Genomic DNA, 23,356 nt, shown 5'->3' with positions numbered 1-23,356 from the left:
GTTCGGGGTGCGCCTCGCGTCTGTCATCGGATGCGTGATCGACGAGAGGAGCGCGCGTGTTCGTGCAGCAGCACCCTGACGGGTCGGGCTATCGGCTGGTCACCAGCGCCAGCGACCTCACCGCAGCGAGCAACTGCGAGTTCGCGTTCCTGCGTCGACTCGACGCCAAGCTCGGGCGCGATGTGGTCGTGCCGCCCGACGACGACCCGATGCTGCGCCGAGCCGCACAGCTGGGCGACGCGCACGAAGCACGCGTGCTGCAGGAGTATCTCGCCGAGCTGGGGCCCGGTTCGGTCGGGGAGCCCGGCGGCATCGTCGAGATTCCGCGCCCGACATCGATGTCGGCGCAGCACCTCTCCGAGATCGCCTTCGCGACCGTCAACGCGCTGCTCGGCGGTGCTGATGTGGTCTTTCAGGCCACGTTCTTCGACCCCGCGCAACGGCCCGCCCGCGACGATCTTCCCGAGATCGGCTTCGTGGGGTTCGCCGACTTCCTCAGGCGACGCCCCGATGGCCGATTCGAGGTGCAAGACACGAAACTCGCTCGGCGCGCAAAGGTGACGGCCCTGATGCAGCTCGCGGCATATGCCGAGCAGCTCGAACGGGTCGGGGTGCCCGTGCATGACAGCGCAGTGCTCATTTTGGGCGACGGCGCCCAGTCGCGTCATCGCATCGCCGACATCGCCCCCGTCTTCCGCGCGCGCCGCGAACGGTTGCACGCACTCATCGCGGAGCGCGCGATCGCGCGAGGGCATGACGGCGAGATCGCATCAGCGCCACCCGTGGCCTGGGGGTCGCTCGATGTCGTCGCTTGCGGTCGATGCGAGGTGTGCGAGCCCGAGATCGAACGCACCCGCGATCCGCTGCTCATCGCAGGCATTCGCGCGGCGCAGCGCGATGCGCTCGTCGCGGCGGGCTTCGATTCGCTCGAGCGCGTCGCAGCGCTCACCGATTCGACGTCGAGTCCCGAATCAGTGGTACCCGGGGTGGCAGCACCGGTGCTGCAGCGACTCGCCCAGCAGGCGCGTCTGCAGTGCGAAGTCACCGCAGATGCGCCGCCTCCGGTTGCCGTCGTCGACGCGTCGGCGCTCGCCGCGATCCCCGCCGCCGATGCCGGCGATCTCTTCTTCGATTTCGAGGGCGATCCGCTGTACCGGGCTCCGGGCCCCAACGGTACAGCTCGCTGGGGCATCGACTACCTGTTCGGCATGGTCGACGTCGATGAGCAGTTCACCGCGCTCTGGGCGCACGACCTCGACGCAGAGCGCGAGGCGCTCGAGCAATTTCTGGAGTTGGTCGCCGACCGGCGGCGTCGGTTCCCGGGCATGCACATCTACCACTACGCCGCCTACGAGCGCACGCACCTGGCCTCGATCGCCGCCCGGCACGGCGTCGGTGAGGCTGAAGTCGACGCCCTGTTCCGAGACCATGTGCTGGTCGATCTCTACCCGGTCGTGCGCGCTGCGCTGCGCATTGGTACTCGCTCGTACTCCATCAAGAAGCTCGAACCGCTCTACATGGGCGATGCGCTCCGAGATGCCGACGGGGTCACGTCGGGCGCTCAATCAGTCACCGAATACGCCGAAGCGAGTGTTCAGTTGAGCTCGGCAGACCGTGATGTCCGTGCCGAGGGCCAGCGCCGCATGGACGCCATCGGCGACTACAACGCATACGATTGCGTCTCGACACTGCACCTGCGCGACTGGTTGCTCGAGATTGCCCAGGCTCACGCCGTCACACCGTATACACCCGCACCGCTCGCCGAGGCAGGCGGCCCGCAGCTCGACCTCAGCGCGACCGGAGTGGCGCTCGCCGCGCACGCTGAACGTCTCGCGAGCGACGGGCAGCCCGGCGACCGCACAGCGGCAGCCATCGCCGCCAGTGCGATCGACTATCACGAGCGTGAGCAGAAGTCGTTCTGGTGGGCGCACTTCGCTCGGTTGATCGACCCGGTCGACGATTGGGCCGACACGCGAGATGTGCTCGTCGTTGACCCGCAACGGAGCCGGGTCGTCGAAGCCTGGCACACGCCTCCGCGCGCCCGCAGCGAACGCAGGCACGTGCAACTCGCCGGTGCTGCGGCACCCGGGTCGCGCTTCCGCAACGACGGTGACGCGTTCGCCGTATACGCCTACCCGGCGCCGTTCCCGCAGGTCGGTGCTGCGCCCGGGTCGCGAGGCGCCCGTCAGGTGACGGTGATCGAGGGCCACGATGACGGTGCGGTGATCCGAGAAACGGTGCCCGCGGGCGTCGAGCCCTTTTCTGACCTGCCCGTGGCGCTCACCCCGGGCCCCCCGCCTCGAGCGGGTGCGCAGAAGGGCGCGATCGAGGAGTGGGGTGCGGGCCTGGCGCGTTCGCTCGACGCCGGAGCCTTCCCCGCCGACCCCGTAGTCGATCTCCTGCGTCGCCAGCCGCCGCGTCTGCGTGGAGGCGACGAACTCGTCTCCGAACGTTCAGCTGAGGCGATCGCGCTCGCAGGCGGTGACGCCGAAGCGGGCCGCATCGGGGCCGTCATCGCCTCCGTGCGCGCGCTCGACCGCTCGGCGCTCGCCGTGCAGGGGCCGCCCGGCACGGGCAAGACGTATCTTGCCGCGCGGGTCATCGCGCACCTCGTCGAGCATCACGGCTGGTTGATCGGGGTCGTCGCCCAATCTCATCGGGTCGTCGAAAACGTGTTGAGCGGTGTGGTGTCGGCGGGGTTGCCTGCCGGGCTCGTCGGCAAGGCGACGCAGCGCGGCGCATCTGCCGCAGACATCGCCGCCCTTCCTTTCACCGCGCTGCGAAGCGGGGGGCAGGCCGCGTTTCTCGCCGGGCACCAGCGGGCAGGTCGCGGAGCGGTCATCGGCGGCACCGCATGGGACTTCAGCAACGCAGACCGCGTGGGCCGGCAGCAGCTCGACCTGCTCGTCGTCGATGAAGCCGGCCAGTTCTCCCTGGCGCCGACGATCGCGGCATCCGTCGCCGCGAGGCGACTCCTCCTGCTCGGCGACCCGCAGCAGTTGCCGCAGGTCTCGCAGGGCTCCCACCCCGAGCCCGTCGACACCTCGGCACTCGGCTGGCTCGTCGGCGACCACGAGACGCTCCCCGAGCAGTTGGGGTACTTCCTGGCTGAGACGCGGCGCATGCGGCCCGAACTCGCTGACGTGGTGTCCGAACTCGCGTACGAGGGGCGACTCCGCGCGCATCCCAGCGCATCGCAGCGCGAAGTGACGGGCGTCGGCCCCGCCGGGCTGCACTGGCACCCGGTGCGGCACTTCGGCAACGCGACCTCATCACCGGAAGAAGCCGAGACCGTTGTCGCGACCGTGCGAGCGGCGTTGGCGGGCCGGCTGCGCGAAGCCGGGGGGCCGGAACGGCCGCTGACCGCTGCGGATCTCATCGTGGTCGCCGCCTACAACGCGCAGGTCGAATGCGTCAGCAATGCGTTGCGCGCCCACGGCCTGGGCGAGGTGCGCGTCGGTACGGTCGACAAGTTCCAAGGGCAGGAGGCCGTGATCGCGATTGTCACGCTCGCGGCGTCGAGTGCCGCCGATGTGCCGCGCGGTCTGGAGTTCCTCCTCATGCGCAATCGACTCAACGTGGCGATCAGCCGCGCGCAATGGTCCGCCCATCTCGTGTCATCTGATCGCCTCGGCGACGGGCTGCCGACGAGCGCCGAAGGCGTGACCGCTCTCTCGGGGTACCTCCGGCTTGTGGAACGCGCGCACGCCGCTAACGTGGAGTCATGGTGAATCCCGGAGGTCCCATCAAGACACCGCCGTCACGCGGACTGCCCCCGTTGCCTCCCGGCGGCGCAGGTCCCGCGGACGGTCGGGTATCCGCCGACGCCGACGGACCCGCCACAGGCGGCCTGCGCCGGGTCGCGGTACCCCCGAGCGTGTCTCGCCGGTCTGCCATTCCCGCGTTCGAAGTCATGCGCATCACTGAGCAGATCGCCCAGCGCCGCGCCGCGGGGCGCGACGTCGTGTCGCTGTGCGCGGGTGAGCCCAGTGCACGACCGGTTCCCGGCACGCTGCGCCCGGCGGGATATACCGGCCCTCTAGGTACGGCGCCGCTGCGCGAAGCCGTGGCCGGGCACTACCGGGAGTGGTACGGAGTCGACGTCGACCCGGCATCGGTCGCGATCACGACCGGGTCTTCGGGAGCCTTCCAACTCGCATTCCTCGCGGCTTTCGACCCGGGGGACCGGGTGGCGCTCGCGAGCCCGGGGTACCCGGCCTACCGCAACATTCTGACGGCCTTGGGGGTCGAGGTCGTCGAGATTCCGGCGGGCCCGGAGGCGCGGTACCAACCGACCCCCGCACTCCTCGACCGGGCGGTCGCGGAGCACGGCGACCTCGCCGGGCTGATTCTGGCGTCTCCCGCCAACCCGACCGGCACCATGCTCGATCGCCAGGCGCTGACCGCACTTGTGGCCTGGTGCTCGCTGCGCGGCGTCAGACTCGTCAGCGACGAGATCTATCACGGCATCACGTTCGCCGACCCCGGAAGCGCGGATGCGCGCGGCGTGACCGCCCGTCAACTCGACGCGGAAGCGATCGTCATCAACTCGTTCTCGAAGTACTGGGGCATGACCGGGTGGCGACTCGGCTGGGCGTTGCTGCCCGATGCGCTGATCGCGCCGTTCGAAGCGCTCGCATCGAACTTCGCGCTGTCGCCCCCCGCTCCTGCTCAGGAGCTCGCCCTCACCGCGTTCACGCCCGAAAGCTACGCGGAGCGCGACGCGATCGTCGCCGGGTTCGGTCGGGCGCGCCAACTGATTCTCGACGCCGCGTCGAGCCTCGACTGGGGCGTTGCCGCGCCATCAGACGGTGCGTTCTACTACTACTCCGAGCTCGGGCCGCAGCTCGATCGATTCACGGATTCGGTGACTTACTCCCGTGAACTGCTGAGCGGTGCTGACGTTGCGGTCGTTCCCGGCGTCGATTTCGACCCGATCGGGGGGTCGCGATCGATCCGGCTCTCCTATGCGGCCGGAGAATCAGCCGTCGCGGAAGCGCTCGAGCGCATCCTCCGCTTCCAGCGCGGCTGACATCGGCCGTGGGGCGCGGGGATCGAGACGCGGGTTACGCCGCCAGGCGAATCGGCGTTCCGGTCGCGATGCCGATCCGGCTCTGCAACTGATCGGTGACCACCGGCTGCTCCGTGTCGATGCCGAGTGACGCGAGCGCATCGGCTCCCGTCGGCCCGAGGTCGATGACGACGGCGGTCACCGACTCGGCGAGCGGGCCTTCGAGCGTCGCCACGGCGCGGGCCAGTGCCGACCGCACCGCCTTGCCGATCATCGCCCCATCGGCATCTGCCGCGGTTTCGACTTCGGCCCGAGCGTAGGTCACGCCGTCGCCGGTGATGATCTCGCCGATGACCAGAGCGCCGTCGCGGCGAACCGAGGCGTCGAGTACGGTGCTGGTCGAACCGGGGGCCACCGTGGTGAACGGGAGGGGAATGCCCGAAGGGGCGCCGCCGTCATCACCGTGGTGATGATCGGGCGACGCCCCTCCGAATGAGAACTTCAGATCCATGGGATCCAGCGTACGCCTTAGGCGTTGGCTGCGAGGACCTCGTCGACGCTCGAGTAGGCGAGCTCGGGGAACGCGTCGGAGACACCCTTGAACGTCAGCACGCCCTCGTGGGCGTTCAGGCCCTTGGCGAGCGACTCGTCAGCGTTCAGTGCGGCGACCCAGCCCTTGTCGGCGAGTGCGACGACGTAGGGGAGGGTGGCGTTGGTGAGGGCAGCCGTCGAGGTCTCGGGGACCGCGCCCGGCATGTTCGCCACGCAGTAGTAGATCGAGTTGTGCACCTGGAAGGTGGGGTCGTCGTGCGTGGTGGGGCGCGAGTTCTCGAAGCAGCCGCCCTGGTCGATCGCGATGTCGACGAGTACCGAACCCGGCTTCATCTGCGCGACCATCTCGTCGGTGACGAGCTTCGGCGCCTTCTCGCCCGGGATCAGCACGGAGCCGATGACGAGATCCGCGTCCTTGAGTGCCTCGGTGATGTTGTGCGCGTTCGAGGTGCGGGTCTGAATGCGACCGTTGAACTCGTCTTCAAGCTGCTTGAGGCGGGGGATTGCGATGTCGATGACGGTGACCTCGGCGCCCATGCCGTACGCGATGCGCGCGGCCTGCTCACCGGCAGCGCCGCCGCCGATGACGACGACCTTGCCGCGACGGGTCGCGGTGACGCCGCCGAGCAGCACGCCGCGGCCGCCGTTGGCCTTCATCAGCGAGTACGCGCCGACCTGAGCGGAGAGGCGACCGGCGACCTCAGACATCGGGGCGAGCAGCGGCAGTGCGCGGCCGGCCTGCACCGTCTCGTACGCGATGGCGGTGGTGCCCGACTCGAGCACCTTCTCAGTGAGAGTCTTGTCGGCGGCGAGGTGCAGGTAGGTGAAGAGCACCTGGCCCTTGCGCAGCTTGTCGAACTCGGCCGCGATGGGCTCCTTGACCTTGAGGATCATGTCGGCCTGAGCCCACACGTCGTCAGCGCCCTCGATGATCTGCGCACCGGCTGCAGCGTACTCGGCGTCGGTGATTGCCGAACCGACGCCAGCGCCGGCCTGCACGAAGACTTCGTGACCACGACGGGTGAGCTCGACGACGCCGGCCTGCGTGATGGCGACGCGGTTCTCGTTGTTCTTGATTTCGGTGGGGATGCCGACGCGCATGAGATGCTCCAATGGAATCTGCGGTGAGTGATGCGGTGCCAGACCGCGGATGAGCCGGGTACGGCGCGATCCATTGCGGTCGAACCCTCTCATTGTGCAGTATGTTCGCCCGTTGTACACTTGGCCTGAATTCTCTTCGGCAATTTTTGCTGATGTGATCGAGATATAAGCGAAAGACGGGTTGCAGTGGCCGAAACCTCGAAGAATCTGCGCGGTGTGATCGAGCTTGACGATGTGGATCGCAAGATCGTCGACGAGCTGCAGGCGAACGGGCGCATGACGAACGCGGAGCTCGCCGAGCGCGTGGGGGTCGCCGCCTCGACCTGTATCGCCCGCGTCCGCAGCCTGGTGTCGCGCAAGATCATCACGGGGTTCACAGCGTCGGTGAATCCGCGCGCGATCGGGCTCGATCTCGAGGTGCTCGTGAGCGTGACCGTTCGCTCGGGGGCGCGTCAGCGCATCACCGAACTCAGCGACGAGTTGCGAGGCCTCCCCGAAGTGATGCAACTCTTCTTCCTCGGCGGTGTCGAGGACTTCATCATTCATCTCGCCGTGCGAGATTCCGATCACGTGCGCGATTTCGTTGTCGAGCACCTCTCGGCGCATCCCGCGGTGTCGTCGACGCGCACGAGCATCGTCTTCAGTCACCATCAGAATCCGATCCGCATGGAGGCATCGTGACCCGGGCGCTGCTCGCCGTCGACGTGCAAAACGACTTCACCGAGGGCGGTGCGCTCGGGGTGATCGGCGGATCGGCCGTCGCGATCGGAATTGCCGCACGGCTCGAGACGTCGTCGTATGCGCTCGTCGTCGCCTCCCGAGATTGGCACGAGGCCGACGGCTCGAACGGCGGTCACTTCGCGGCGCCGGGCGTCGATCCCGACTTCATCACGACCTGGCCGGTGCACTGCGTGCAGGAGAGTGACGGCGCCGATTTCCATCCCGCGATGCCGCTGGATCGCATTGACGTGCACGTGCGCAAGGGCATGGGCGAGCCGGCGTATTCAGCGTTTGAGGGTCGCACGACCGACGGACGCGGCCTCGCAGAGGTGTTGCGAGCCGACGGCATCGAGACAATCGATATCGCAGGCATCGCCACCGATTACTGCGTGCAGGCGTCGGCATTGGACGCGGTCGCGGCGGGCTTCGAGGTGCGGGTGCTCACCGACCTGATCGCGGGTGTGGCACGCGAATCGTCGGCTGCCGCGCTCCGCGAGCTCGCCGAAGCCGGGGTCGAGTTCGTCTAGAAAGCGTTGGGGTTGATGCGTGCTTCGTGCGCATCGAGTGCGAGCTCTGCGGCGCGCAGGGTGTGCGAGCTGTAGCGGCCGATTGCGCGTTCTTCGAGCAGGGCCTCACGCTGCGCATCGAGGGCGACCCGAGTCAGTCTGCGGAAGCATGCCGCCTGCGTTTCCTGGGACTGGTGCGGAATCGGCCCGGTCACCGGCGCGTTCAGGAACGAGATCGGGGCGAGTGCGCTCTTCGCGTTCAGCCGCACGCGTTTGAGGACGTCATCCGTGGGCAGCACGTGACCTTCGTCGTTGTCTTTGTCGATTTCGAGTTCGTCTTCGAGCGCCGTGTTCGCCGCATCGAAGAGGTCTCGGCTGAGTGACTGCAATTCGCCGCTGTTCGAGCCCGTGTTCGCGCCCTCGGGCCAGAGCTTGCGAATGAAGAGCGGCAGCGTGAGCCCGTGGAGCAACAGCGTCAGCACGGCGACGAGAAACGCGATGAGGATCAACTGGGGGCGGTACGGCACATCGGTCGAGATGGATTGCGCGGCTGCGAGCGTCACCACGCCGCGCATTCCGCTCCACGACAGCAGCACACCGTCTCGCCAACCCAGCTGCTGCTCCTGCTCGTGGGCGAGGTCGGCGCGCGATCGCTGCTCCAGAATCTCGAGCTTGCGCAGCTTGCGGGAGTCGGTGTCGGCTCGCCGCGCGCGCGACAGAATGCGCGTGAATCCGTCGCTGCGCTGCTGAATGCGCCCCTCGTCCCCGCGCATCGTCCAGATCATGGGCACCATGAACGCGCCGCGCAGCAGGATGAGAATGACGACGAGCCCGACCGCGATGAGGGCGACGTGCGCGAGTTGCAGCTCGGTGTCGTCGACCTCGTCGAGCAGGGTGTGCAGCTGCAGCCCCATGACCAGGAAGACGCCGTTCTCGAGTGCGAACTGCACGGTGCGCCAATTGAGGCGCTCATTCATGCGGGCTTGCGGGCTGAAGCGCTTCGCCGCGTGGTGGCCGGTGTAGAGGCCGGTGACGACGACGGCGAGCACGCCCGAGGCGCCGATCTCTTCCGCGGGCATGAATGCGACGAAGGGAACGACGAAGGAGATGATGGTGTCGTAGACCGGGTTGTGCAGTTTCGAGCGCACCCAGACCGTGATGACGCCCATCACGATGCCGATCGCAATCGCCGCGATCACGGAGTAGCCGAACGAGCCGGCGGCGTCCCAGAAGACGAAGCTACCGGCGATGGCGGCGAGTGCAGTTTTCAATAGAACCAGGGAAGTCGCGTCGTTGACGAGGCTTTCGCCCTCAAGGATCGAGACGAGTCGATCGGGCATGCCGAGCCGCTTGCCGATCGAGGTGGCGGCGACCGCGTCGGTCGGGCTGATCACCGCGCCGAGGGCGATGCCGACCGCCAGCGGAATCGGTGGAACGAGCAGGTGGATCACGAAGCCGACGATCACAGCCGAGATGATGACGAGCAGCACCGACAGACCGACCACCGGTCTGAAATTGCGGCGGAAGTCGACCAGCGGCACGTTGACGGCGGCCGAGTAGAGCAGCGGCGGGAGCACCCCGAGCAGAATGATCTCGGGGTCGATTTCGACGCGGGGCACGAACGGCAGATACCCAGCGCCGATGCCGACGACGACGAGGATGAGCGGAGCCGCGACGCCGATGCGCCCGCCCAGGATCGAGGTGCCGACGAGTACGACGACGGCGGCGACTGCGATCAGGCCGAGTTCCATGTCCCAATGGTACCGGGGTTGCCTCAGTGAATACGGGTCTGGGGTATGCCTCAGTGCACGATTACGCCACCCGCGGAAACCCCGTGGAATTCGGACCAGCTCTGGTTCGCGACATCGAGCGCCGCGGTGTCGATGCGTGCTCCGGGGAAGGGAGTCACCTCAATTCCGCCCGTCTTCGTGCGCACGCGCTTCCACGTGCCGACGACGCGCCCCCGGTTGACGACGGTCGCGAGGAACATGCCGTTGCGGCCGGGCACGATGCGCTCGAAGTGCTCCGGGTCGAGTTGTGCGTCACGGTTCTGATAGCCGAGCAGGTGCTCATCGAATGCCGCGAGTAGCTGCCACTCGGCAAGATCGGCGTCGGTGTTGACGTCGGCATCGGCGTCGGAAGCTGACGTCGAATCGAGGAGTGCGGGATCGACCCACAGCTTGCCGGCGACGCCGCGCACGGGGTCGCCCGCGTCGTCCAGTGCACGCGCTTCGACCAGGGCGCCCGATTCTGCGGCGGCCGCGATGCCGGTGCGGGCCTCGGTCACCGTCAAGCCCGTCCACCATGCAAAGTCTTTGTCGCGCACCGGGCCGCGCGCTGCGGCGTATCGCGTCGCGAGCTCTGCGAGTGCCTCGTCGCCCGCGAGCTCGCGGGGGGTCGTGATCCAGTCGCTCGAGCGCACGAGCAGCGGTTCCCCCGTCGCGCCGACCGGCCCGAACGTGGCCCACCCGTTCTGGCAGATCCACCAGATGACGTGATATCTCCACGAACTCTGCCAGTCGATGCCTGCAGCAGTCCAAGCCTCGGCCAGTGCTTCGCGATCCAGCCCGGGGCTGGCTGCGTCGCGCCGTGCGTTGTCGATCGCGGCGAGCGACGTCTCGACCATGCGCTCCAGCACGGCGTCACTCATGCCGAGCATCTCGCGTCGTTTGGGGGCGCCTGCGAGTACCCGGTGATTCGTCGCGCGCTGCATCCAGCCGATGTCTTCGGCGGCGACGAGGTGCACCGTGCCGCGCATCGGCCATGAGCGCACGATGCGGTGCTCGGCGAAGGCCGCCTCGACGTCGGCGACGGTCGTTTCGGGGGCCCGAACTCCCAGCGCCCAGCGAGCCGAACGCCAGTCTTGCCCCTGCGCCGCCAGCATGCGGCGGGCGACATCGGCGATGCGCTCGGCGCCGGTGCTCGCGGCAGCCGCTGTACCCGGTGCCGAGCTGTGCACCGCGGCGGTCGAACCCTGGCCGTGCAGCGCTAAGCCCTGCGCCCGCATGCGGAGACGCAATTGGTCGCGCGGTGTGAGATTGTGAGGCATGCGCTCAGTGTAGGCCGCACCGCCGACATCGCGCGGGCGAGGGCCAACGCGCGATCCGGCACCGCTCACACCTGATCGAGCCAGGCGCGCACGCGCGTCACGAGCAGATCGGTGGCCTCCGCGTCGAAGCCCGAGAGTGAGCGATCGCAGAAGAGGTGACTGTCGCCGGAATAGCTGTAGAGCTGCGCTGCGCCGCCCGATTGCACGACGAGTTGGCGCGCCGATTCGATATCGCCTTCGAACGCGAAGAACTCATCGCCATCGTGGCCGTGAATCTGCGCAGGCAGACCGGCCGGCCAGGCGCCGATGGCCCACTCCCCGGTGACCGGCAGGCACGCCTCGAGCAGCACGGCGCCCACGGCATTCGCGCGCGTCTGCGCGAGGCGCTGCGCATGCGTCACGCCCCACGAGATCCCGGCGTAGACCAGGCGATCGGGTAGGGGAGCGAGCGCGTCGCCGATCGTGTGCTGCAACTCGCCGGGGTCCAGCGTCTGCGCGAAGGCGAATCCCTCGTCAATCGAGTCGAAGGTGCGCCCGGCGTAGAGATCTGGCGTGTGCACCCGATGCCGAGCCCCGCCGATGCGCTCGGCCAGATCGCGCACGCCCGCAGTCAGTCCCTGAATATGGTGGAACAGCACGACATCGACCATCACGCACCTCCGGCGCAGGCAACGCCCGGTGCGGCGTCGCTGCTGATACCGTACGCGTGCGGCTCACGGGCGGCAAGCGCCGGTCGAGCTCAGTGGGGATGTTGAGCGGCGAGATCTGCCTCGATAGCCCGGCGGGAGTCGACCATCTCGGTGATTGCGTCATCAAGATTCATGCGTCCCTCTGGTGCGATGACGCTCAGCGCACCGAGGCATTCCTCGCCCTGCAGAATCGGAACGGCGACTACTTCGATCGCGTCGCCCATCCATACCGCACGGTGCACTGAATACCCGCGCTCCCGAATCTCTTGGATGGCGTCTATGTGTGGGGCCTGCTCCTCCGCGGTGGCATGTGGGTCGAACGCGAGCAGCACGTGGCCCGACGTCGATCCCAGTGGCAACTGACGTTCGGCCTCGCGCCGCACGGCGAGTGAGCGCTGCGGCTCGACCCGTTCGACGATCAATGCGGAACCTCCGTTGCGCACAGCGAACGAGATCGGCTCCTCGAGTCGCTGCATGAGCGCATGCATGCGCCGGGTGACGGCCTCGGGTACGCCGGCGTGCGCCGTCGCGAACCTCCCGAAGGTCGCGGCGCGCACCGAGAGACGATATTGGCGTTTCGTGTCTTGCTGCAGCCAGCCGCAGTGCACGAGCGTCGTGAGGTATTGGTGCGTTGCCGGTCGACTCCAGCCCAGCGCCTCGGCAACCTCTGAGAGCGTGACGAGCGGTCGGTCGAACTGTGGGAACACCTCGAGCACACGGATCGTCTTCTCGACCGACTGCAGGGTCGTGGTCTTCGTCACCGATGTCTCCGATCTGCGCGCGTGCACACGCGGCGCTCCTTCCGGCATGAACTCCCGAATCGCTCTGGTGGTGCGACACGACGCCTCCGCCCGATCTGTCTACTGTCTCCGAAAAATGACGCGGCACCCACTTGACGCGCCGAAACTGTCTCCTTAGTATTTTCAGCATACCTGAATGAGGATTAAAGATTGTTTAATTCAGGCCGATGCGAAGTCGATGATGATTGGAGCAGACACGATGGGCAATCCCTACCTCGACGAGGCATTCTCGCCGGAACGGGTGATGGATCCGAGAAATCTTGGAGCGATCCAGCCGACCCGACTGAGCGCCTCGCGGAGCTTCCTCGCGAAGATGCTGCGCGAGGGTTGGCGCATCGAGCGGCAGGAGCTCGAACTCGATGCGCGCGGCAACGGGACGGCGCGATACACGATCGAGACGCCGCATGGCGCCTTGACGTTCGCTGCGTGGTTGCGCGAACCGCGCGGGGTCAATCGCACCGGTCGCATCATCGGCTCGTCCTGGGACATGCTCGGCACGCTCATCGACGGAGTCGCGACCGAAGCGCAGATCGCGACGTCGGCGCGCGAGCTGCCCAAACTCTATGAGGGCCGTGCGCCCCAGGGAACGTTGATCTGGATGCGTTCAAACCAGAGCCTGCGGCTGTTCCGGCACGTGCGCGATTCTCTCGCGGCCGGTCAGCAGCCGAACGCCGCAGAAGTCAAACGGGTGGGCTATCTGATGCGCAATACGGGGCTCGACGGAAACGGCACGTTCGGCAGTATCTCCTTCCCAGCGATCGCCGATGGACACCCACTGGCGATCTCGTACCACGCACAGATGCTCTCGGCCTATCTCATGCGCGAACTCTCGGTCGATGTCGTCCAAGAACTCGCACGGCTCGATGCGCCGGAGGCTGCCGTCACGCTCGCTCCGGAAGTCCGTCGGCATATCGGCGTCGGCAACGGCTCTGCGCTCGGCCTGGTGATGTTCGTCTACAATCGGCCGGCACTCGTTCACGCGTATGTGTCGCTCACGATCGACGCAGTGCGCCACGTACTCGAGCAGCCGATCGCCTGCGGCGACGACCGCCTCGCACATCTTGAAAGACTGCTCGATCGTGCGATTCAGTACCGGGCATTGGAAGACACTCGGTATCGGGTGTTCACCGGGGGGAAGCAGCTCGCCACCGATCTGCGACGTATTCGAGCGGTGCTGCGCGCAGCTCGTCGAGGCGAGCTCGTACGCGACTCGAGCGAGACACTGCTCGCGGCAGTGCATCGCTACGTCAACGGGAGAGTTTCCTTGGAAGCGCTCAACACGCTGCATACGCTGCTCATCGAACTCGCGCCAGACTATGCGGATGCGCTCGTGCAGGAGCGTCTGGCATTCGACGAGACCCAGGAGCTCGACCCGAGGCTGCCCGCGCTCGATGTGCGCAAAGCCCTGCAACAGACCTTCGGGTGGGCTCTCTCGCTCCCACTGAATGATCCCGAGCACCGTGACCGCGTCTGGTATCAGTCGCGTGCAGCGGAGGAGCCGCGTTCCGGGCCCGCCGAAGAGGTGCCGGGAGCCCACGAGGTGATCCCGAATTACCCCTCTCGTGCGCGTGAGCTCCTCACGGCACTCGCCGGTGTCGCCGATACGACCCCGATTGGGGAAGTGCTCGCCGCGCGGCCTGAGCTCGAGCATGTGGCACGCTCCGCAGTAGCTCTTCGCGCATTGCCCTATGCAGTGCCGCACGCAGATCCGCACGACATCGATTTCGTACCCGTTTGGCTGGTGCGGCTCATGAACGCTTGCGTGCACGGGCTCGACCGGACAGAGGATTTTCTCAATCGTTCGGTGCTGGGTTTGATTTACGACGGAGCACCGTTCCGCGATGAGTTGGCGGGTGCCGACGCCGAGAGCTGGTGGTGGAGGCACCGTGAGGCAACGCCGGCTCACATTTCACAGCCGGGGAACGCGGTCGCGCCAGTGCTCGCACCAAAAGTCAGCTCGATCGTCGCGCCCGAGCATTCCCCCGATGCGCGAGTCCTGATGAAATTCCGCGAACTTCGTCTCGCAGCAGGTCGCGCGATGCAGGCGCTGCGCGTGCCGGAGGGTTCGTGGCACGGTGCGCGTGAATTCTTCATCGCAACGCTGCTCGCCGATTCGCGGTCGGTTGCGGGATTCGCCGAGGTGCTCGACCGCATGCTCGACGCAGATGGGAACGCACCTGCGTGGCGGCCGCCGTCCGTGGAAGAGGTTCCTGGTGCGATCCGGATCTCCGCACACGGAGGCAGCCTCCACGCCTACGGGCACGTACTCGTTCATCTCATCGGCGCACGCTCGAGCGAGTCGGAGATCGAGGTTGAGCTCATCGACATCGAGTTGGATCATGCTGAAGCCGGGCTGGAACTCGCTCTTGCGCGGGTCGGTGTGGAATGGCGTGCAGTTGACCTCGATGCCGGCCGCTTTCGCGCCCGTGCGGCCGCCGATCCGGCTGCTGCACATGCGCGGTACACCGCAGCCCTCGCAGCGTTGCTTCGCGACGGCATCGAGGTGCCCGCCCAGCAGTGGTGGAACATCTACTATCCGGCGAACGCCGGCCTCTATCCCGACACGGCGCTCTCGCGTCAGCACACCGGCACGGTCAAGGACGCATATGTGCCGGGGCAGCGCCTCACTCGACTGTTCGACCCGGCCGAAGTCGCCGCTTCGGTTGACCCGAACCGTGATACCGACCTGTTCATTCCGATCAGCGGTGCCGGAGTGCCGGCACCGGTCGCATCTGAACTGCCCAGCACCGAACAACCGGCTGCCATCTAAAAGGAGAACAATGATTTACGTCGACAGCCTGCTCTGCTCGCCTCTCGAAACCGAGCGCCCACACAACCGCCCCGCACTCGAAGAAATTGCCGCGGGCGGCCTCGGCGCCATGACCGTCACCGTCGGGTTCTGGGAGGACGCAACCGAATCCATGGACCAGCTCGTCAAATGGCGGTACATGGCTGAGGACAACGCCGACCTCGTGGAGATCGCCTATCGTTCCGGCGACATTCGGCGCATCGCGGAGTCGGGACGCACAGCGATCATTCTCGGATTCCAGAACGTTTCGTTCCTGCAGGGACGGCTCGGCTACGTCGAGCTCTTCGCACGAATGGGAACGCGGGTCGGACAGCTCACCTATAACATTCAGAACGACCTGGGCGGCAGCTGTTATGAGCCTCATGACAGCGGACTCTCGCGCTATGGCGCGTACGTGGTGCAAGAGATGAACCGCTGTGGAATGGCGGTCGATCTCTCGCACGTGGGGGAGCAGACGACCCTGGACGCGATCGAAGCATCCGCGGAACCGGTGGCGATCACCCACGCGAACCCGGCCACGCTTGCACCGCACGCGCGGAACAAATCCGATCGCGTACTCGATGCATTGCGCGAGCGCGATGGCGTCATCGGTGTTTCTGTCTACCGCAACTTGGTCGGCGCGTATACGACGCCCGAGCGATGGTCGGAACTCGTGGCCTGGACCGTCGACCGAGTCGGAATCGATCGGGTGGGCATCGGCACCGACCTCGATCAGAACGGCGGATTCGCCTACGTCGAATGGATGCGTCAGGGGCGGTGGGCGCGCGAAACCCAGTACGGCGCATCGGGGCCTGCGAAGCCCGGGCCTACGCCTCCGCTCGACTGGTTCAGTACGCCGGCCCAATTTCCGAACGCCGAACAATGCCTTCGAGCGCGCGGGTTCTCCGATGACGAGGTCGCGAAGATCATGGGCGAGAACTGGCTGCATTTTTACGACACCGTATTCCGCGAGATCTGAGCAGAAGGAGCCCCACATGGCACTCATCGATACGTCAACGACGACGTATACCGGTTCAACGCTTCGCCCATTCGTCAACGCCGAGCACATCGTCAAGCGTTTTGGAGACCATCGGGCTATCGACGACGTGTCGCTGGCCGTCGGTCGAGGGGAGGTGATTTCGGTCATTGGCCCTTCGGGAGCCGGTAAGAGTACGTTTCTGCGATGCCTCAACCTCCTGGAAATGCCTGACGCTGGCGCACTGACCGTGGGCGACGAACATATCGAATTCACGGATGAGCGACCGCCGGCGCGTGCGCAAGTCGCTCGACTTCGGCGTCAGGCCGGCATGGTCTTCCAGTCGTTCAATCTGTTTCCGCATCTCACAGCAGCGCAGAATATCGAACTCGCCCAACAGCGTGTGCTCGGCCGCGGGCGCGAAGCCGCGCGCGACCGAGCACACGCACTGCTCGAGAGAGTGGGGCTCTCCGCGAAAGCCGATGCGTTTCCCAGTCAATGCTCCGGCGGTCAGCAGCAGCGGATCGCGATCGCGCGAGCGCTCGCGATGGACCCCGACCTCATGCTCTTCGACGAGCCCACTTCGGGTCTCGACCCGGAAGTCGGTGCGGAGATTCTCAGCGTGATGCGCGAGCTCGCAGACTCGGGCATGACCATGCTCATCGCGACACACGAAATGGAATTCGCACGCCACGTTTCGAATCGCGTGATCGTCATGGTCGACGGCGCGATCGTCGAACAGGGGCAGCCCGAGCAAATCATGACCGAACCGCGCAGCGAGCGCGTGGGACGGTTTCTCTCTGCCGTGCTGGGGCGCTGACATGGGAAATGCGCTTGGGGCCATCGTCCTTGCGGCGGGCATGACCATTCTGCTCACTGCGGTCTCAGGGATCGTCGGGATCGTGCTCGGTGCCCCGGTGATGCTGCTCTCGCGGAGCCGGTTCGCCCCGGTGCGGGCCTGTTATTGGGCGTTCGTGCACGTGGTGCGCGGAGTGCCGACGCTCGTGTGGCTCTTCATCGCCTTCTTCGGTATCACCCAACTCGGCATTACTCTGAGCGCTGTCGCTTCGGCGCTGATTACGCTGAGCGTCATCGCGGTCGCGAGTATGGCCGAGATCTATCGGGGTGGACTCAACGCCATTCGTGCCGGCCAGTGGGAGGCGAGCGCCGCTCTCGGCTTGGGGCGGTGGAGCACTGCCCGTGACGTCTTGTTCCCGCAGCTCTTCCGGGCCGTGTCTCCGACGGTAGCGACCTACCTTGTCGGGCTTGTCAAAGAATCCGCACTGGCATCCACGATCGGCGTCGCCGAAATCACCTTCGTCGCCGGACTGCAGGTGCAGTACTTCGGAGACGGTCTCACCTTCTTCGCATTTGCTGGCCTGCTCTACCTCGCACTGAGCGTGCCGCTCGGCGGCGTCTCGCGGGTCGTGCACGCCCGACTGACCCGGAGGTACGCGGTCCTATGAATGACACCTCATGGCTCTGGGATTGGCCGACACACATCCCGAATCTGCTCCCCGGGCTCGGGGTGGCGATCCTGCTCACCGTGGTCTCCTGCTTCATCGGCTATCCGCTCGGGTTCTTCCTCGCCATCCTCTCGGAGTCGCGCAATCGCGCGGTGCGCTGGGCAACGATCGTCGTCGTCGAGGTCGGACGCGGAATTCCAGCTCTGGTACTGCTCTATCTCGTGTACCGCGGATTGCCGCAACTCGGTGTGCTGCTCGATGCGCTGCCGTCGGCGATCATCGCGCTCACGGTCACAGCTGCGGCGTATTCGGCAGAGATGATCCGTGCGAGCATCGCAGCACTCCCGCCTGGGCAGACCGATGCGGCGGAGGCCCTCGGGCTGTCGAGAAGTGACCGGTTCCGCTTCGTCATCCTGCCGCAGGCCGCCCGAATCTCGATTCCTCCACTGGTGAACCTCACCATCACCATGTTCCATATCACCTCGCTCGCGAGCGTCATCACGGTCGCCGAGATCATGCACGCCGCGTATCTCAGTGGTGCGATCAGCTGGCGATACATGTCGGTGTATATCGCGGCGGCGTTCGTCTATGCGTTCATTGCAATTCCGGGAGCGATACTCGCTGGTCGGATCGAACAGCGAGTGAGTGGAGGATCAGCCGGGCCTCGTCGCCGTCTGCGTCGGGGGCGCCGCGACACTACGGAGAAGCAGGTGCCACTGGCGTCTCAACAACCTCTCGAAACGCACCAGCTCGATCCGCAGAGCTCCCCTGCGCCGCGCACCGCAACGCGCCTGCCCGCAATCACCGCAGTTCCCACCATCACCCCAGCCAGGAGGCACCAATGAAGAATCGACTGACCAGCATCGCCGCGCTCAGCGCCCTCGCAGCACTGATGCTCGCCGGGTGTAGCGCAACCGAATCCGCGTCGTCCGCTGTGAGCGAAGACTGCGTCCCGGCGCACCCGGACGTCGAGACGATCACCCCCGGGGTGCTTACCGTCGCCCACTACGACTACCCACCGTTCGGATATATCGAGGAGGGAGAATTCGTCGGCATCGAAGGAGAGATCATCGCGCAGATCGCCGAAATGGAGTGCCTCGACCTGAAACTCGTGCCGGGAGACTCTTCAGCGATGATCACCTCGGTGCAGACCGGCAGAGCCGACACGACGGTCGGCAGCTGGTATCGCACCGCGGAACGTGCCGAGGTCGTACGGCTCAGCGCGCCAGTCGTCACGTCGCCGCTGTCACTCGTCTCGACTTCGGGCGCGAAGACCGTCGACGAACTGGCCGAACTCGACGCCGTCGGCGCCGGTCAGGCCTTGGTCGGCATTGAGGAACTTCAGGGGCTGCTCGGCGGCAAACTCAAGCTCTACTCCACCAACGACGCGGAATTCGCAGACTTCCAAGCAGGTCGCATTCAGGGAGCGGTGCTCGGTCTCGGCGCTGCGGTGACCCTGCTCGAACTGTATCCCGTGGACGGAGCGACGGTCGAACCGATCGAACCCGATGAGCGGCTTTCAGCCACGGTCAATGTGGGTCAGACGAACTTCCCGGTGAATCTGAATGCTGACGCATTGGGCAAGGCGATCGATGCAGATATCGAGCAGCTGCGCGAGGAGGGTGTGATCGCGAAGCTCGCAGAGAAGTACGGGTTCCCCGCTGAGATCGCCGACCCGGGGGAGCCAAATCTGCTCTAGTCGTTCAGGCACTGATTGGTCATCTGGCCGCCCCGATAGCATGTTTCGGGGCGGCCGAACCCAGCCGCTCGCGAGAGACGGGGTGCGCATGGGCAAGACGATCGTCATCACCGGAGCAAGCGACGGCATCGGGGCCGCAGCGGCCCGCCGGTTGCACCGTGATGGGCACACCGTGGTGCTCGTCGGGAGGTCGGCCGAGAAGACCGCGGCGATCGCCGACTCGATCGGCGCGCACTGGTTCACGGCCGACTTCGCCGATCTCGCGCAGGTGCGCGCGCTCGCCGCAGCGCTCGCTGACGCCTACCCCCGGATCGATGTGCTCGCGAACAACGCCGGCGGCATCATGGGGGAGCGTGCCGAGACCGTCGACGGTTTCGAGCGCACTTTCCAGATCAACCACCTCGCCCCGTTTGCGCTCACGACGGACCTCATGCCGGCGCTCATCGCGGGGCGGGCCACCGTGATTCAGACGGCGAGCCTCGCCGCACGCGTGTTCAGCCGCTTCGATATCGAGGATCTGCAGAACGCCCGCAACTACGCCCCGCAGCGGGCCTACGGCAATGCGAAGCTCGCCAACATTCTCTTCACCGTCGAACTGCAGCGCCGCTTCGGCGACGCAGGCATTTCGGCCGCAGCATTCCACCCGGGCATCGTCGGTACCGGGTTCGCGAGCGACACCACTCATGTGATGCGCTGGCTCTATCACGGGCCACTGCAGCGGCTGTTCACGGTCAGCCCGGAGCGCGGCGCCGATCAACTGGTCTGGCTGGCCGAGGGCGAACCCGGACGCACGTTCGCACCGGGTGCGTACTACGAGTCGCGGGCGATCCCGAACCGCGTGAGCCCCGAGGTGCACGACCCCTGGATCGCACGTGAACTGTGGGAGCGGTCGGCGGAGATGCTGCGCGGCGGCGTCTAGAAGCGTGCGCGCGCGTACTGCGGGGGGACGAGGTCAGCGGCACCCGGAGCCCGGAGTTCGTGCGCCCAGGCGATCGGCAGATGCGGGTCGGCGAGCAGCGGCCTGCCGAGTGTGATGATGTCGGCCTGACCCGACGCCAGAATGCCCTCGGCCTGCGCGGCGCTCGTGATGAGTCCGACGGCGCTCACAGGGAGTGCGTCAGCCGCGCGCAGATGCGCCGCGAGCGGCACTTGATACGACGGCCCCACTGGAATGCGCGCATCGGGCACGTTGCCGCCGCTCGACGCATCGACGAGGTCGGCCCCGTCTGCCCGCAACCACGCGGCGACCTGAGCGGCCTCGGCGACGTCGAACCCGCCATCGACCCACTCGGAGGCCGACACCCGCACGACGATCGGCAAACCGGGGTGCGCCGCGCGGATCGCCTGCACCGTCTCGCGGAGCAGTCGAGCGCGGTGCGCGAGCGACCCACCATAGGCATCGGTGCGCCGATTCGAGATCGGCGAAAGGAACTCGTGCAGCAGATAGCCGTGTGCGGCGTGGATCTCGACCAGGTCGAAACCGGCACGCACGGCACGATCGGCCGCGGTGACGAAGGCCTCGACGACCGCGGCCAGCTCGTCGATCTCCAAGGCTCGGGGCACCGCGAATGCTCCGAACGCAACCGCCGACGGGGCAACGGTCTGCCAGCCGCCCTCATCGAGGGGCACGCTGCCATCGGCGAATCCCGGCAGCGACGGGTAGGTCGATCCCTTGCGTCCGGCGTGGGCCAACTGGATGCCGATCGCGGCGCCATGGGCGTGTGCGGCGCGCGTGATGCGCTGCAACGGCGCCACCTGCTCATCGCTCCAGATGCCCGGGCAGCGCGGGCTGATGCGACCCTCCGGAGCGACCGCGGTCGCCTCCATGAACACCACACCCGCCCCGCCGCGGGCGAGCCCTCCCAGATGCTGCAGGTGCCAGTCGGAGACCACGCCGTCTTCGGTGTCGACCGAGTACTGGCACATGGGAGCAACCCAGAGGCGATTGCGCACCTCGAGATCACGAATGGTGAACGAGCGGAACAGGTGAGGATCGGCCATAGCTCCCGAGCCTACTCCGGCGATGTTTCGCGCGCGCCCCTCGCCCGAGCCGACCCAGCGGCAGGAATGGGGGAGGTCGCTGGTACGTTGCATGCCATGACGTACACCGCAGAGGAGGCCGAGCCATGGGCACGCTGATGCGCATCCTGAAATTCACCCGCAGCCTGACGCCGTACTACATCGGCATCATGATCGCCGCGGCGGTCGTCACGGCCGCAGGTCTGGCCGTCCCGTTCATCACCGGCCGCGCGACCGACGTCATCGTCGCGGCACTCGGCGGTGCCGCGAGCGGGGATGGCGCCGCACCCGTGGCCACCGATCCCGGGCGCGCCATCGCGACCGTGCTCGCGCTCGCCGCAGCACTGCTCGCGGTCAGCCTGATTGAAGCGGTCATCGGCAACATCGGCGGCTACTGGGGCGACGTGATGAGCGCGAAGATGCGCACGATTCTGTCGACCCGATATTTCGCCCAGCTACTCGCCCTGCCGCAGCGCTACTACGACACCGAGTTGACCGGCACGATCGTGGCACGGCTCAACCGCTCGATCTCCGAGATCACCAACTTCATGAAGTCGTTCTCGAACCTCTTTGTGACGCTGCTACTCACCACGATCTCGGTGCTCGCGATCAGCGCATGGTACTACTGGCCCCTCGCCGTGTTGCTCGCCGTCGCGTATCCGGTCTACCTCTGGCTCACCGCGCTCACGAGCCGCCGCTGGCAACGCATCGAAGGCGAGAAGAACGAGCATGTCGATGTCGCCTCCGGCCGTTTCGCCGAGGTCGTCGGCCAGATGCGCGTGGTGAAGTCGTTCGTCGGCGAAACCCGCGAGCTCCGCGCGTTTCGTGAGCGTTTCGACGCCACCGAAACGCTCACTGCTGATCAATCACGTCACTGGCACCGCATGGATGCACTGCGCCAGGGCGTGCTCCATCTGATCTTCTTCGGGCTGTACGCCATTATCTTCGCGCGAACGGTGCTGGGCTACTTCACGATCGGCGAAATGGTCATGCTGGTACAGCTGATGGCCATGGCGCGACAGCCGGTGACGAGCCTCAGCTGGGTCGTCGACACCGCGCAGCGAGCCATTGCCGGCTCGCAGTCGTACTTCGCGGTCATGGATCTCGACCCGGTCGTCGTCGACGGCGGTGGCTCGCGGCCCGTCAATGCGGCACCGGCTGACGCGTCACTGAATGCGTCAGCGGACGGGAGCACGGGCGGTGCGGCGGTCGCGTTCCGCGGCGTGCACTTCGGGTACGACGCCGATGACGACGTACTGACCGACATCTCGTTCGACGTGGCGCCGGGGGAGCGCGTTGCCTTCGTCGGAGAGTCGGGCGGCGGGAAGACGACACTGACGAGTTTGTTGATGGGGCTGTACGGCGTGCGTTCGGGAACCATCGAGGTGGCCGGTGCGGGCGACAGCATCGACGACCTGCGCCGCAGCATCGGGGTCGTGTTCCAGGATCCCGCGCTGTTCTCCGGCACCATCGCGGAGAACATCGCCTACGGGCAGCCCGACGCGACCCGCGAGCAGATCGAAGCGGCGGCGCAGCGCGCTGCGGTCGACGTGTTCGTGCGTCGATTCCCCCGCGGCTACGACACGCTGATCGGCGAGCGCGGAGTGAAGCTCTCGGGCGGCCAGCGCCAGCGCATCGCAGTCGCCCGAGCGATGCTCAAAGACGCGCCGATTCTCGTGCTCGACGAGGCGACGTCGGCGCTCGACACCAAATCGGAGCGGCTCGTGCAAGCCGGCCTCGAAGACCTGATGCGGGGGCGCACCAGCCTGATTATCGCCCACCGGCTCTCGACGATCGCCGAGGTCGATCGCATCGTCACGCTGCGCGATGGTCGAGTCGATGAGATCGGCACCCCCGCAGAGCTCGCTCGATCGGGCGGCATCTACGCGGAATTGCTTGAGCTGCAGTCGTCGTCGACACGCGACGACCGCAAGCGACTGCGTGATTTCGAGGTCTTCGGCTGATCGAGCGCAGCATTGT

The 23,356-nt window shown here is 66.7% G+C and carries 19 protein-coding genes; 12 read left to right on the top strand and 7 right to left on the bottom strand.

Going from position 1 to position 23,356, the window contains the following annotated elements; translation table 11 throughout:
• The first annotated feature begins 56 nt into the window (after window positions 1-56).
• Entirely contained in the window at window positions 57-3,731 is a 3,675-nt protein-coding gene (locus tag AMS67_RS05150) for a TM0106 family RecB-like putative nuclease (protein WP_193787067.1), read from the top strand.
• Window positions 3,732-3,913: 182 nt separating this feature from the next.
• Window positions 3,914-5,032: a pyridoxal phosphate-dependent aminotransferase gene (locus tag AMS67_RS05145; protein WP_370726587.1), complete on the top strand. Its 1,119-nt coding sequence runs from the start codon at window positions 3,914-3,916 to the stop codon at window positions 5,030-5,032.
• 34 nt (window positions 5,033-5,066) lie between these two features.
• On the opposite strand, the gene AMS67_RS05140 is transcribed toward AMS67_RS05145, so the two are convergent.
• Together AMS67_RS05140 and ald are read right to left on the bottom strand one after the other, a co-directional pair.
• Window positions 5,067-5,522, bottom strand: coding sequence for a hypothetical protein (locus AMS67_RS05140; RefSeq protein WP_053386408.1), 456 nt, complete (start codon window positions 5,520-5,522; stop codon window positions 5,067-5,069).
• Window positions 5,523-5,539: 17 nt separating this feature from the next.
• Window positions 5,540-6,664, bottom strand: a complete 1,125-nt coding sequence (gene ald, locus AMS67_RS05135; protein ID WP_053386407.1) for an alanine dehydrogenase — start codon at window positions 6,662-6,664, stop codon at window positions 5,540-5,542.
• 186 nt (window positions 6,665-6,850) lie between these two features.
• On the opposite strand from ald, the gene AMS67_RS05130 reads away from it, so the two are divergent.
• Window positions 6,851-7,345, top strand: coding sequence for an Lrp/AsnC family transcriptional regulator (locus tag AMS67_RS05130; RefSeq protein WP_082305311.1), 495 nt, complete (start codon window positions 6,851-6,853; stop codon window positions 7,343-7,345).
• Window positions 7,342-7,911 carry an isochorismatase family protein gene (locus AMS67_RS05125; protein WP_053386405.1) on the top strand — a complete coding sequence of 190 codons (570 nt, stop codon included), beginning with the start codon at window positions 7,342-7,344 and terminating at the stop codon, window positions 7,909-7,911. The genes AMS67_RS05130 and AMS67_RS05125 overlap by 4 nt, the downstream gene beginning before the upstream one ends.
• On the opposite strand, the gene AMS67_RS05120 is transcribed toward AMS67_RS05125, so the two are convergent.
• The 4 genes from AMS67_RS05120 to AMS67_RS05105 form a co-directional block, all read right to left on the bottom strand.
• A complete protein-coding gene (locus tag AMS67_RS05120) occupies window positions 7,908-9,641 on the bottom strand; it encodes a cation:proton antiporter (protein ID WP_053386404.1) in 1,734 nt (577 codons plus the stop codon). The two genes, AMS67_RS05125 and AMS67_RS05120, sit on opposite strands and share 4 nt — an antisense overlap.
• 50 nt (window positions 9,642-9,691) lie before the next feature.
• Entirely contained in the window at window positions 9,692-10,939 is a 1,248-nt protein-coding gene (locus tag AMS67_RS05115) for a winged helix DNA-binding domain-containing protein (protein WP_053386714.1), read from the bottom strand.
• A gap of 65 nt (window positions 10,940-11,004) precedes the next feature.
• Window positions 11,005-11,589: a dienelactone hydrolase family protein gene (locus tag AMS67_RS05110; protein WP_053386403.1), complete on the bottom strand. Its 585-nt coding sequence runs from the start codon at window positions 11,587-11,589 to the stop codon at window positions 11,005-11,007.
• 89 nt (window positions 11,590-11,678) lie between these two features.
• The gene (locus tag AMS67_RS05105; RefSeq protein WP_162230821.1) at window positions 11,679-12,389 is read right to left on the bottom strand and encodes an IclR family transcriptional regulator; all 711 of its coding nucleotides are present in this window, start codon (window positions 12,387-12,389) and stop codon (window positions 11,679-11,681) included.
• 217 nt (window positions 12,390-12,606) lie between these two features.
• Between AMS67_RS05105 and AMS67_RS05100 the strand changes: the two genes are divergently transcribed.
• From AMS67_RS05100 to AMS67_RS05070, 7 genes are all read left to right on the top strand, one after another.
• Window positions 12,607-15,198 (top strand): hypothetical protein, encoded by a 2,592-nt coding sequence (locus tag AMS67_RS05100; RefSeq protein WP_053386401.1) that lies wholly within the window; start codon window positions 12,607-12,609, stop codon window positions 15,196-15,198.
• A 10-nt stretch (window positions 15,199-15,208) separates the two neighbouring features.
• The gene (locus AMS67_RS05095) at window positions 15,209-16,195 is read left to right on the top strand and encodes a dipeptidase (protein ID WP_053386400.1); all 987 of its coding nucleotides are present in this window, start codon (window positions 15,209-15,211) and stop codon (window positions 16,193-16,195) included.
• 16 nt (window positions 16,196-16,211) lie between these two features.
• Complete coding sequence (locus AMS67_RS05090) at window positions 16,212-17,012, top strand: amino acid ABC transporter ATP-binding protein (protein ID WP_082305309.1); 801 nt, start codon at window positions 16,212-16,214, stop codon at window positions 17,010-17,012.
• A 1-nt stretch (window position 17,013) separates the two neighbouring features.
• The gene (locus AMS67_RS05085) at window positions 17,014-17,658 is read left to right on the top strand and encodes an amino acid ABC transporter permease (RefSeq protein ID WP_075201236.1); all 645 of its coding nucleotides are present in this window, start codon (window positions 17,014-17,016) and stop codon (window positions 17,656-17,658) included.
• Window positions 17,655-18,503, top strand: coding sequence for an amino acid ABC transporter permease (locus AMS67_RS05080; protein WP_053386398.1), 849 nt, complete (start codon window positions 17,655-17,657; stop codon window positions 18,501-18,503). The genes AMS67_RS05085 and AMS67_RS05080 overlap by 4 nt, the downstream gene beginning before the upstream one ends.
• On the top strand, window positions 18,500-19,357 hold the full coding sequence (locus AMS67_RS05075; RefSeq protein ID WP_053386397.1) for a substrate-binding periplasmic protein: 858 nt from the start codon (window positions 18,500-18,502) through the stop codon (window positions 19,355-19,357). The genes AMS67_RS05080 and AMS67_RS05075 overlap by 4 nt, the downstream gene beginning before the upstream one ends.
• Before the next feature lie 88 nt (window positions 19,358-19,445).
• Window positions 19,446-20,276, top strand: a complete 831-nt coding sequence (locus AMS67_RS05070) for an SDR family NAD(P)-dependent oxidoreductase (RefSeq protein ID WP_053386396.1) — start codon at window positions 19,446-19,448, stop codon at window positions 20,274-20,276.
• Here the strand turns inward: AMS67_RS05070 and AMS67_RS05065 are convergent.
• Entirely contained in the window at window positions 20,273-21,358 is a 1,086-nt protein-coding gene (locus tag AMS67_RS05065) for an NADH:flavin oxidoreductase/NADH oxidase (protein WP_053386395.1), read from the bottom strand. The genes AMS67_RS05070 and AMS67_RS05065 overlap by 4 nt on opposite strands.
• A 125-nt stretch (window positions 21,359-21,483) precedes the next feature.
• On the opposite strand from AMS67_RS05065, the gene AMS67_RS05060 reads away from it, so the two are divergent.
• Complete coding sequence (locus AMS67_RS05060) at window positions 21,484-23,340, top strand: ABC transporter ATP-binding protein (protein ID WP_053386394.1); 1,857 nt, start codon at window positions 21,484-21,486, stop codon at window positions 23,338-23,340.
• Window positions 23,341-23,356 lie beyond the last annotated feature (16 nt).

The sequence above is a fragment of the Leucobacter japonicus genome (genome assembly GCF_001273855.1).
GTDB classification, from domain to species: domain Bacteria; phylum Actinomycetota; class Actinomycetes; order Actinomycetales; family Microbacteriaceae; genus Leucobacter; species Leucobacter japonicus.
The sequence above is the reverse complement of the archived record's forward strand: the minus strand, read 5'-3'. Positions and strand labels throughout refer to the sequence as shown.